At 40.6% G+C, this 12355-nt stretch carries 10 protein-coding genes; 9 read left to right on the top strand and 1 reads right to left on the bottom strand.

From position 1 onward, the window contains the following. Positions 1-12: 12 nt before the first annotated feature. The 9 genes from V7K35_RS24370 (at position 13) to V7K35_RS24330 (ending at position 10929) form a co-directional block, all read left to right on the top strand. A complete protein-coding gene (locus V7K35_RS24370) occupies positions 13-1494 on the top strand; it encodes an amidohydrolase family protein (RefSeq protein ID WP_335082402.1) in 1482 nt (493 codons plus the stop codon). A 181-nt stretch (positions 1495-1675) separates the two neighbouring features. Continuing rightward, entirely contained in the window at positions 1676-2857 is a 1182-nt protein-coding gene (locus V7K35_RS24365) for an acyl-CoA dehydrogenase family protein (protein WP_335082400.1), read from the top strand. 159 nt (positions 2858-3016) lie between these two features. Next, the gene (locus V7K35_RS24360; protein WP_335082398.1) at positions 3017-3838 is read left to right on the top strand and encodes a class I SAM-dependent methyltransferase; all 822 of its coding nucleotides are present in this window, start codon (positions 3017-3019) and stop codon (positions 3836-3838) included. 306 nt (positions 3839-4144) lie between these two features. Next, the gene (locus tag V7K35_RS24355; protein WP_335082396.1) at positions 4145-5476 is read left to right on the top strand and encodes an LLM class flavin-dependent oxidoreductase; all 1332 of its coding nucleotides are present in this window, start codon (positions 4145-4147) and stop codon (positions 5474-5476) included. Between the two features lie 89 nt (positions 5477-5565). After that, positions 5566-6567, top strand: a complete 1002-nt coding sequence (locus V7K35_RS24350) for an aliphatic sulfonate ABC transporter substrate-binding protein (protein ID WP_335082394.1) — start codon at positions 5566-5568, stop codon at positions 6565-6567. A 352-nt stretch (positions 6568-6919) separates the two neighbouring features. Continuing rightward, positions 6920-8026, top strand: a complete 1107-nt coding sequence (locus V7K35_RS24345; RefSeq protein ID WP_335082392.1) for an aliphatic sulfonate ABC transporter substrate-binding protein — start codon at positions 6920-6922, stop codon at positions 8024-8026. A 2-nt stretch (positions 8027-8028) separates the two neighbouring features. Continuing rightward, positions 8029-8190 carry a TauD/TfdA dioxygenase family protein gene (locus V7K35_RS24340; RefSeq protein ID WP_335082582.1) on the top strand — a complete coding sequence of 54 codons (162 nt, stop codon included), beginning with the start codon at positions 8029-8031 and terminating at the stop codon, positions 8188-8190. 398 nt (positions 8191-8588) lie between these two features. Then, the gene (locus V7K35_RS24335; protein ID WP_335082390.1) at positions 8589-9677 is read left to right on the top strand and encodes a sulfonate ABC transporter substrate-binding protein; all 1089 of its coding nucleotides are present in this window, start codon (positions 8589-8591) and stop codon (positions 9675-9677) included. 214 nt (positions 9678-9891) lie between these two features. Next, positions 9892-10929, top strand: a complete 1038-nt coding sequence (locus V7K35_RS24330; RefSeq protein WP_335082388.1) for an aliphatic sulfonate ABC transporter substrate-binding protein — start codon at positions 9892-9894, stop codon at positions 10927-10929. A gap of 989 nt (positions 10930-11918) precedes the next feature. On the opposite strand, the gene V7K35_RS24325 is transcribed toward V7K35_RS24330, so the two are convergent. Continuing rightward, the gene (locus tag V7K35_RS24325) at positions 11919-12347 is read right to left on the bottom strand and encodes a hypothetical protein (RefSeq protein WP_335082386.1); all 429 of its coding nucleotides are present in this window, start codon (positions 12345-12347) and stop codon (positions 11919-11921) included. Between the last annotated feature and the right edge of the window lie 8 nt (positions 12348-12355).

Raw genomic sequence — 12355 nt, 5'->3', positions numbered from 1 at the left:
GGGTAAATTATCATGACAATTGCTCTAGACCGCCCACAAAAAACCAGGTCTGCTCAGATTCGAGAAAAACTTGGTTATCCGATCATTGACACTGATGTACATACCCAGGAATTTGAACCAGCAGTTTTGGATTATTTAGAGCAAGTTGGTGGAACTGCGCTTGTCGAACGTTTCAAAGAAAATTTACCAGGATCATCCCGCTTTAAGTGGTATAAACAAACTTGGGAAGAACGTTTTGCTTATCGCAGCAATCGCCCTAACTGGTGGGGTCGTCCCACAAAAAATACTTTGAATTTGGCTACTATTAGCTTGCCCAAGTTACTGCATGAGCGCTTGCAAGAAGCAGGTACAGACTTTGCCGTTGTGTACCCCAACTTGGCAACGATGGCCCCGAATATCGGTAACGAAGAAATGCGGCGGGCTGTTTGTCGGGCAGTTAACACCTACCATGCTGACATTTTCCGCCCTTATAGCGATCGCTTAACACCCATTGCCGCGATTCCACTGCACACTCCCGAAGAAGGGATTGAAGAGTTGGAATATGCAGTGAATGTTCTGGGACTCAAAGCGATTCAAATCCCCGGTTACGTCCGTCGTCCAATTCCTGCCTTTGAAAAATACGGTAAAGAAGTCGCTAACGAAGTGGTTTGGATTGATAACTTTGGCTTAGATAGCCAGTATGATTACGATCCATTCTGGGCTAAGTGCGTAGAACTAAAAGTTGTACCCACAACTCATGCCTCTAGCCAAGGTTGGACAACTCAGCGTTCTGTTACCAATGCCCAGTATAATCACATTAATCACTTTGCCTTTGCAGCAGAAGCATTATGCAAATCGCTGTTCTTTGGTGGAGTTACGCGCCGCTTCCCGCAACTAAAGTTTGCCTTTCTAGAAGGTGGTTCAGCTTGGGGTGCTAGTCTATACGCTGATATTATTTGGCATTGGGAAACCCGCAATAAACAACATTTGTTGTCAAATAACAATCCTGCTATTATCGACAAGGAAGCATTAGTAGAGTTATATACTCGCTACGGTGGCGAACTTGTAGATGGACGCTTAGATCAAATTGGTGACGGTTTAGGATTCCACCATCAACTATTGTCTCCAGAAGATCCAGGCGAACTCGATGAATTTGAACTAGCAGGAATTGATCAGCCAGAAGATGTGCGCGATCGCTTCTTGAATCATTTCTACTTCGGTACGGAATCAGACGATACCCGTGTATCCCAAGTATTTAACCGCGCCGCGAATCCCTTTGGCGATCGTGTTAAAGCCTTCTTGGGTTCTGATTCTGGTCACTGGGATGTGCCTGATATCACCGCCGTTACTGCCAACGCCTACTCAATGGCAGAACAGGAAATCATTACCGAAGAAGACCTCCGCTACTTCCTCTCAATCCATCCTTTAGAGTTGTACACCAGTCTCAATCAAGACTTCTTCAAAGGTACAGGTGTTGAGAAAGCCGCAGATAAATTTCTAGCGACTGGGGACTAGGATCTGGGGACTAGGTAAGAGTTTTCCCAGTCCCCAGTACCCAATCCCCAATCCCCAACAGTGTTCCATGTTCCATTTCCTCTGTTCACTTGTAGGGTGGGTTTTGCCCACTCTACATTTCTCCTAAATTCTGTGTCTGATTGCTGCCTACTGCTGAAACAATACCAAGGATGATTTGATTATGGTGCTAGATATTACAAAACCAAAGGATTACATTGACCTAGCAACTTCTTTATCCAAGGAACTTGCTCAATCCGCAGTTGAACGGGATGCCAAAGCCGGAGTTCCAGAAGAGGAAATTAATAGACTGCGTGAAAGTGGTTTGTTCCCATTGAATGTACCTAAGCAATATGGTGGAATTGGTGCAACTTGGATTGATGCCTTAAAAATTGTTAGAAAACTGTCAAAAGCAGATGGTTCAATTGGCCAATTATATGGTAATCATCTCAATTTAACAGCTTTGGGTCACGTTTCCGGCACACCAGCCCAAAAGGAAAAATATTATAGAGAAACTGCTAAAAATAACTTATTTTGGGCAAATGCCATCAATACAAAAGACACTAGGCTGAAAATTAACCCAGAAGGCGATAATTTTCGAGTTAATGGTCTTAAAAGCTTTGGTACGGGTATTTCTGTTGCAGATTATCGGGTATTCTCCGCTTTGGAAGATGGCGTAGAATTGCCCTTCATATTCATAATTCCCAAAGACAGGGAAGGGTTAGTTTCCAATCAAGATTGGGACAACATCGGGCAACGTCGCACTGATAGCGGTAGTTATACATTTAATAATGTCTTAGTAGAAAAAGATGAGATTTTAGGGCCACCAAATCCCCCTGATAGTGCCTTCTCAACTTTTCTTGGGATTATTGCCCAGCTAACAAAAACCAACGTTTATCTGGGAATTACTAAAGGAGCCTTTGCCGCCGCTCGTGAATATACTAAAACTACTACTAAACCGTGGATTACATCAGGCGTAGATAGTGCTACTCAAGACCCATATATTCTGCATCATTACGGGGATTTTTGGCTTGAAATCCAAGCTGCGATCGCTCTAGCTGACCAAGCAGCCGAAAAGGTGCAAGCAGCATGGGACAAGGATGCAGCACTGACTCATCAAGAGAGGGGAGAAGTTGCGATCGCAGTTTCCGCAGCCAAGGCATTAGCTACCCGTGTAGGTATAGATATTACCAACCGCATCTTTGAAGTTACCGGAACTCGCGCCACTGCAACCAAATATGGATTTGACCGTTATTGGCGGGATTTGCGAACCTTTACTCTCCACGATCCTGTGGACTACAAATTGCGAGCGATCGGCGATTGGGTACTCAACGATCAGCTACCTGTTATTACGCAATATTCCTAGGGCATGGGGCATAAGGAAGAATTATTTGCTTCTCCATTTCCCTACTCCTTACTCTCCAATGCCCAATATTTAAGCTGTCTACTCGCTGTCTTGTAGGGTGGGCGTTCTATAATCTCCACCTTACTTACTTAAATCCAAAATCTAAAATCCAAAATTGATATGACTCAATTGAAAACACTTCCTACCTATGACCCAAGTTTATTTGAGGGAGCCGCTGAGGGCTACGCTCAATATAGAACCAAATACCCACCTGTTGTATTCGACAAACTAGCCGAAATATTTAATCTCAATGGTCAAGGAAGACTTCTTGACTTAGGTACTGGGCCAGGATTAATTTCAATTGGTCTGCGAACCAGATTTGAGGAAGTTGTTGCGATCGATCCCGATCCCGATATGATTGCCGAAGCTAAACGGCAAGCAGCAGCAGTAGGAGCAAATAATATTACTTGGTTAGAACAAGGAGCAGAGTTAATCGACTCTAGTTTAGGGAAATTTAAGTTAGCCACTATTGGTAGAGCCTTCCACTGGATGGAACGCGAACTCGTCCTTGAACGCCTTTATGAATTGCTTACTGATGATGGTGCAATAGCACTGCTTAACACTGGTGACAACCCTTGGGAAAGCAATCTACCTTGGAAACAAGCTGCTGTGGGAATAGTGAAGAAATGGTTAGGTGAAGAGCGACGGACTGGACAACGAGGACAAGGCACTCGTAAGCCAGTCGATCCTCCCCATGAAGTCGTAATTGGCAATTCAGCTTTTGCTCGTCAAGAAGTCTATGAAGTGCCATTTGAAAAATCTTGGACTCTCGATAGCTATCTTGGCTACTTATATACCACAGCCTTTTCTCTCAAAATTTTCTATGGCGATAACGCCCCAGCATTTGAAACGGATCTTAGAGAAGCGCTATTAGCAGTTGAGCCGTCTGGACATTTTACAGAAGAACTCAAAGCTACAATCCTAGTCACTTGGAAGCACTAGCAAAATTGAACACGAACAAGACAAAGTTTCATTCACAAGTTTCAATCTTCCACTAGCACGACATTGGAGTGGGTCTTTCTCACTCCACTTCCTAAATTTTTCCCTTATAACTATTAAATTTTCAGTTCATCAAGTTCCTTATAGGGTGGGTTATACCCACTCTATTTCCTAACTTCAGACATTACAAAAATTATTTTTATTTATTAAAAAGTTCTCCCCGATGACCCACATGCATTATATAAGCGAATTTAACCAATTGAAAAAACTGAGCTACAAAAAATTTGAATTTTACAAGGAAGTGTCATAATGTCAAAGCAAATGCACTTGGCTGGCTTCATGCACGCTTCCCATGTTATTCACAGTCATGCCATCTGGCGTCATCCCAAAACACATTCAGGTTTTCTCCAACCAGAGTATTATCAAAATGTCGCCCGTACTTTAGAACGCGGTAAGTTTGATTTAGTTTTCTTCGCAGATATTTTGGCGCTTCCAGACCGCTATGGCAACAGTTTTGAAACCAGTGTCAAGTATGGTACTCAAGGTGCTGTCACCCTAGATCCTGTTCTAGTTGCGACGACAATGGCTGTTGCTACCCAAAAAATCGGAGTGGGTGTAACACGTTCTGCAACATACTATGCTCCCTACGATTTAGCCAGGACATTTGCGACATTAGATCACCTTTCTAAAGGTCGGGCCGCTTGGAATGTTGTCACCTCTAGTGGTGATGGTACAGCCCAAAATTTTGGTATAGAAAAACATTTAGAACATGACACACGTTATGATCGCGCCGATGAATTTATCGAAGCTACTTTTAAACTTTGGGATAGCTGGAAAGAAGGTGCATTAGTTTTAGATAAAGAAAATGGAATTTTTGCCGATCCTTCTAAAGTCGATTACGTTCACCACTCTGGAAAATGGCTCAAAACGAGAGGGCCTTTAACAGTTCCTCGCACCCCCCAAGGTCGTCCAGTGATTATCCAAGCCGGTTCTTCTGGACGTGGTAAAGAATTTGCGGCTCGTTGGGCAGAAACCATTTTCACATCTCCACTCACACCCGCTGATATGAAAACTTTCTACAAAGATGTGAAATCGCGGATGGGAAAATATGGACGTGATCCAGAAGATTGCAAAATTTTACCCGCTGTAGTGCCTTTTATCGGGGAAACAGAAAGTATTGCCAGAGAAAAACAAGCACTACACCATGAATTAGTTCACCCATTAGTGGGTTTGGCCTCTCTATCTAATGCCCTCAATTACGATCTCTCGGAATTTCCCTTAGATAAGCCTTTAAGTGAATTAGAATTTCGTGAAGGTGGTCAGAGTATGTATGACCAAATTTTGAAGTTGAGCCAAGACCAAGGTTTAACTTTGGGAGAAATTGGGAAACGTTACGGTCAAAGTCGTTTAGTTCTACAAATTGTTGGTAGCCCTACTCAAATTGCTGACCAACTCCAAGCAATCTTCCAAGATGAAGGCGCTGATGGTTTCGTGATTTCACCAGCTTATATTCCTGGTGCATTTGAAGATTTTGTGGATTTAGTGATTCCAGAATTACAACAACGGGGATTATTCCGTAAAGAGTACACTGGCAATACATTGCGAGAGCATCTAGGACTAAAAAACCTGAATCATCAATAAAATCAAGTCCAACAAAATTAAGACTAAAAATATCCAGTTCCCTCAATAAATTACATTTAATCATGCTCAGAAGCTACAGAAAGTCATGGTTGCCTGCGAGTATAGCTCGTTATTTTTTACTGGTGTTTACGACTTTTCTGTTAGTTACAGGCTGTAGCTCTCAAAGCACTCAAACTAATAGTCCCCAAGTTGATAAAACTACTGCAAGCTCAAAAAAACTAGAGGTTATCAACATTGGTCATCAAAGCGGTACTCCTGGTCTGAACTTACTCAAAGCTCAGGGCTATTTGGAAAAGCGCTTTGCTTCTGATGGCATCACTATCAAGTGGATACAATTCCGGGGCGGCCCCACAATGATGGAAGCAATGGTCGCAAACAGCGTTGATATTGGCAATGTTGGAAACCTACCACCGATTTTTGCCCAAGCTGGTGATAATCCCATTGTTTATGTTGCTGCTACTGGCACCAACGCAGGCGCTCAAGCAGTTATTGTCCGTAAAGATTCACCAATCAAAACCCTCGCTGAACTCAAGGGTAAGAAAGTTGCTATACAAAAAGGAACAGCCCTGCAATATTTGCTATTGAAAGCTATAGCAAGTGGCGGATTAAGTCTCAATGATATTCAGCCTGCTTACCTGACTATTCCAGAAAGTCAGGTTGCTTTTGAAGGTGGCAAAGTTGACGTGTTACCCACTAGTGATCCATTTTACGCTCGGAAAGAGCAAGCAAATGAAATACGAGTTTTAGTCAAAGGTTCTGATGTTGCTCCACAAAGAGCCTACTATATCGCTACACGCAATTTTGCTGAAAATCACCCCGACTTGGTGAAAGTGATTTTGTCAGAACAAAGGAAGGTAGAAGAATGGGCTAAAGCTAACCCCAATGAAGTTGCTAAGTTGTTGGCAGCGCAAACTAGAGAAAAACCAGAAGTCTGGAAATGGGCTTTAGAGAGACGCCCTATTTTTGGTGTGTTTGATATAACTGATGAATTTGTCACCGAACAACAGCAGGTAGTTGACCTTTTTTACGGTCAAAAGCTGATTCCTAAAACTTTTAAAATCAAAGATGCAGTGTGGAAACCTAAGAGTTGATTTATTAAAAGATAAATCAAAATTTAGAATACAATTAGTGGGGGATTTATACCCACTACTGGATTATATTTTCGATGCGGTTAAAAAGACTTTTGCCGCCTGCTCTAGCTGTTTATGCATTGTTGGACAGCTTGTTTTATGTAATTCTAATAGCTTTACATAATTTAATAACAATGATGCTAGTAAATCAATGTGAATTAAATCAGCGATTGATAGATATTTTTAATTATAGAAAAATATTTAATTAGTCTAGTTTTGAATTATATTAATAAGCAAGAGGTCTTTTTGTTATTTAATTCGCAATTAATCATAATTGTTCTGGCCACATAAAAGGGAATAAATAAAACAACTCATGTCAGCTTTAAAAGGAAAGTTTGAATTTAGGAAAAACCAGAGAACAACACGTCGTTTTTTGTTGTTTTCTCTGGGCTATTGCTTAATGCTATCGACGGTTTTATCGAGTTGTAGTGAAGCAAAAAATAACACTCAGCAATCAGCAGCTTCCCCTGAGTCGGTAGCTTCATCTAGCATTACAGAGAAGTCAACTGACAAGCAAGTAGTACGGATTGTCCGTTCAAAACAACTTGGCGCTCTAGCAGTTTTAGAAAAGCAGGGTTCCTTGGAAAAGCGATTAGAGCCTCTGGGTTTTAAAGTACAGTGGCCTGAGTTTGCGGCTGGCCCACAACAGCTAGAAGCCCTGAATGCAAATGGATTGGATATCGCATCTACAGCCGAATCGCCTCCCGTCTTTTCACAAGCAGCAGGAGTGCCTCTTGTTTATCTAGCTAATACACATCCTAGTGGGAAATCTATCTCACTTTTAGTTCCTGTAAACTCTCCGATTAAAAGTGTAGCCGACCTGAAAGGCAAAAAAGTAGCTTTCCAGAAAGCCTCCATTGGCCACTACCTATTAGTTAAGGCATTAGAAGATGCGGGACTGAAACTGAGCGATGTCCAATCAGTTTTTTTAGCACCGGCAGACGCAAATGCGGCATTTAGTCAGAACAAGGTAGATGCTTGGTATATTTGGGAGCCATTCGCTACTAGAAATGTACAAAATAAAATCGCTCGTGTTTTAGCAGATGGCGGGAAGTTGAGGGATACGGGCAACTTTTACTCAACCTCGCGCCAATTTTATCAGGCTCATCCTGATGTAATCAAAGTATTTTTAGAGGAGCTAGAAAAGACAGAAATCTGGACTAAGGATCATCCCAAAGAAGTAGCAGAACTGCTTGCTCCTGTAACTAAGCTAGATCAACCAACTCTAGAAATAATGCATAAAAAATATGATTATGGGCTAGTACCAATTACTGAGAAAACCATTATTAAGCAACAGGAAGTTGCAGACAAGTGGTACACCTTAGGACTTATCCCCAAAAAGGTGAATGTTAGAGACGGGTTTTTGACACCTGAAGAGTACGCCAAAATTACTCCTTCAGAGGTGTTAGCGAATAAGTAGTTATTCCCAAGAAGAAACTAAAATACAGGAGACAACACAAATGGTCTGTAGGCGATATTGTCTACTGGGATAATCAAGCTACCTTGCATTATCGTCAAGCATTCGATCCGAATGAGCGACGGGTATTAAAGCGGGTTAGCCTTGCAGGTAGTCGTCCCTTTTAGTCTCTATATCTGAAGTAGAGATGCAAGAAATTGCGTCTCTCAAAAACCAGAATGATAGTTGAAAATTATCCACCATTATTCATAAATAATATAGAAGAAAACTTGACTTATTAGATAAGACTATTTAATTAAAAAACACTAAACAATCGCAATTTATTTATAAATAAATTGTGATTATTTTTATATAAACTTTTATTATAAAGTGAATTAAAATATATTTTTTATCCTAAAAAGAGTGTTGAGCAACACTACTCTTAAATAAGAAAATAGTTACAATTCAGACAAAGATTAATTTTTAGAAAATGCTTTACGGTTAGATTTAAAAACGTAAAACAATTTATTTAAAACATGATCAATTATCTTAAAATCAGATATTTTTTTAACATTGAGGAATAAAAGTGTTTAGCAATTCTGTTAAAACTAAGTCAATAAAAATCAGAAAACTATCGTTACTTTTAATGTCTGGTTTTTTGGCTTTATCTAGCACATTAATAAGTTGTACTTCACCCAGCAAGAATACAAATAATGCAACTGATCCAAAAGCCGAGACAGCAGCAACAAAAACCATTAGTTCTAAAACAAAAGTGCTGCGAATTGGGTATCAAAGCTCTGGTGATTTAGTTAGAGTGACAGGAATTTTAGAAAAACGTCTGGAACCCTTGGGTATAAAAGTTGAGTGGGCACAATTTGCTCAAGGTCCGCAACTTATGGAAGCGATGAATGTCGGCAAAATTGATGTTGGATCAGTTGGAGAAACTCCTCCCATTTTTGCTCAAGCTGCTGGTGCAAGAATCGTCTATCTTGCTGGTAGACGAATTACTGCTATTTCTGGTAAAGGGAGTGCGATCGCACTTCCTAAAGGTTCTCCAATTAAGACTTTAGCTGATATAAAAGGACAAAAAGTAGTTTTTCAAAAAGGTTCAGCTTCTCACTATTTTATCATCAAAGCTTTAGAAGAAGTTGGTTTAAAATATAGTGATATTAAAGTTTTGAGTATGCCCAATGTTGAAGCCCGTGGTGCATTTATTCAGGGAACTATTCCAGTTTGGGTAACTGGTGATCCTCACTTAGCTTTAGTAGAAAAACTCCACGGTGCGCGTGTGCTCAGGGATGCTACAAATATTGGTACTCCAGGCGGATACTATGTAGGAACACGCGACTTTGCTAGGGAAAATCCGGAATTACTTCGGATTATCTTGGAAGAGATTGATAAAAATGGTCAATGGGCAGAAGCAAATCGTAAAGAGGTAGCCAAACTAATAGCACCCGTACTTAAAATTGATCTACCCATTCAAGAAATAATTTCTGGACGCGCTAATTATCGACTAAAAGGAATTACTCCAGAATTGATGAAAGCTCAACAAAGTGTTGCAGATTTATTTTATCAGGAAAAAATCTTACCCAAAAAGATTGATGTTCAGGAAGCATTGCTCACACCTAAAGAATATGCATCTATTACTCCACCAACACTGATAAGTGAAAAGTAGAGACTAATTTAAATAGGAAGTCTGTTTTTCAAAACAACTAGAATACCAATTTACTAAATGCAAAAAGAGATTTGTTCAATTAACGTAATCTCAATTTTGCATTATAAAGTGGTGTTCTAGGAGGTTGAAATAACAACGTCCTATTATCTTACTTGCTGAAAGAAAGTAAGACTGACAACTTAAAGGTTAAAACTTACAAGGAAAATCACAACTTATGATCAAGCCATTTCAACCACAACGCCGTACAGTCTTAAAGCGTATTGTCCAATATTCAGTACTTGGACTGTTTACTTTATCATCTTCCTTGGTGGGTAGCCTTGTGCAAAGCACCCAAGCACAGACAGCCAAAGTAATTAACTTGGCGTATCAAAGTTCTGGTGATATTGTCAAGTCCAAAAAAACTGTTGAGCCACTTTTTAAAAAATTGGGTGTAACCGTGAATTGGGTTGGACCATTCGCCGCAGGGCCGCAATTGATAAAAGCGCTGGATGAAGGTAAAGTGGATATCGGTACTGTGGGAGAGACACCTCCAATATTTGACCAAGCTGCACGCCCAGGCCTCATCCCTCAAGTTGTCTATCTTACTGGACGCACGCCCACCGATGGTACAAACCAAGGTATTGTGGTGAAAGCTAATTCTCCCATTAAGAAAGTAGCGGATCTTAAAGGTAAGAAAATTGCTTTTCAGGTAGGGTCGAATGCACAGTATTTACTAGCAAAAGCGTTGAAAGAGGTAGGGTTAAAAATTAGCGATATTCAAATCGTTGCTTTGACTCCAACTCAAGCCCGCGATGCCTTTATTCAAGACAAGGTTGACGCCTGGGTGGGTGGCGATCCCCTTTTAGCTGCTGTGGAAAGTACTACCCCGATTCGGAATCTGAGAAATGCAGCAGGAATTAACATTCTCAACGGGTTTTATATTGGCAGGCGTGCATTTGTCACCCAAAATCCGCAATTGGTGCGAGTGTTTTTAGAGGAAGCAGAGAAGGTAGGAGAAGCGGCTGAAAAAAACCCAAGCGATTATGCCAAAATTTTAGTTGATGAACAGAAATTAACTCCAGCAGTTGCACTAAAGGTGGCAAGCCGTCGTACTTATAAATTGAAAAAAATTACACCTGGGATCATTGCCCTACAGCAGAGCGTTGCTGATTTTTATTTTGATGAAAAAGCCATCTCGCGTAAGATTGATATCAAACAAGGGATTCTTTCTGACCTATTGTATAAAGCGATCATACCTGATAATATCAAGTAACGCTAAACAGGTAGAGGCAGGTTTGTTCAGCTATGAACTTAGCTAGCTATTAGACTGTAGCGAAAGTTTGCCTAACTTTAACAAAAGGTTTAACAAGTTGCTCAACTAATTTGTTAAGCCTTTTGTCTGGTTAAGTAAAAACCGAGGAAAAAACAGGCGATCGCAAATCTTTTTACAGATATATGATTTGGGATTGATAATTAGTTTTAATTAAAATGTTTCAGTGATGAAAATGACACCTCAACTTTTTTGTATTAGTAAAGGTAGTGTTGTTGCAAGTCTTTCTATTCTGACTTGCTTTTGATTCTGTAGCAATCACACTAACATCTTTAACGTAATTAACTGTGATTGATTCAGATATTTTTCTAGGAACTTTTGATAAAATGAAGGCAGCGTTTATGATTAACGTCTTGTTAAATCTACGAGACCGTTCTTTTTTACCACGAAACTGATCTCCACGGACTGTTTAGATTTCTCAAAACCTTATAAAAGTCAGATTTAGGCGTTTCCCACTCGCTCAAAACTCTTACCTATCCTAAAAGTCCGAAACATAGTCTAAGTAAAGGTTATGGTGAATGCGATGGTGAGAGTGCCCGCCTTGTTGCGATCACCCGGACTTGTGATAAATACAAGACTAGTACCGCTACGCGGAAGTCAAAAGTCAAAAAGCTCGAATTTCGCGGCTTTGAGCGATTTGGAATGGGTAGTTTATTTCCGTCGATGTGTACTAGTATTCACCAATCTATAGTTCATGCTTTACCTAAGATGGGAGATAAGAGTCGGGCGTTTGTAAGCATTGCATTAATCGCAGGTGAAGTTTTGGCGTAGCGGCAGTCGCTCAACCAAATTAAGCGGGAAATTTATCTAAGGCATTACCAGCATCTCAGTTCAGGAGATTCTGTGAGTCTTAATGCTAGCTCCATCCATTTGGAGATGATTAATGCGATGAGTCGTATTCTCTCGCATACTTGTAGCATTGCCCGTGTTATTCAGGGAGAGTTGTAATATTGTTGACAGGTTTGAGCAGAAGAAGAAGCGATCGCCTTCCAACCCCCATCATCCAACCTCAAACCCTCAAGTTTCAACCTCAGAAGCTCAACATTCGAGCAAAAAGGTGGAAGTTCCGAGTTCAGAAGCTCAACGTTTGAGCAAAAAGGTGGAAGTTCCAAGTTCAGAAGCTCAACGTTTGAGCAAAAAGGTGGAAGTTTCGAGTTCAAAGGCTCAACGTTTGAGTAAAAAGGTCGAAGTTTCGAGTTCAGAGGCTCAACGTTCGAGCAAAAAGGTACAATTTCCGAGTTCAAAGGCTCAACGTTCGAGCAAAAAGGTACAACTTCCGAGTTTAGAGGTTGAAAGTTAAGATTTTGAGAGCGATCGCAGACGCATAATATCTCAAAAGCTCGTTTCCGATGGAACAACATTAAGGATT

Origin of the sequence: Nostoc sp. (assembly GCF_036917275.1) — a bacterium.
Taxonomy (GTDB): Bacteria; Cyanobacteriota; Cyanobacteriia; order Cyanobacteriales; family Nostocaceae; genus Nostoc.
The sequence above is the reverse complement of the archived record's forward strand: the minus strand, read 5'-3'. Positions and strand labels throughout refer to the sequence as shown.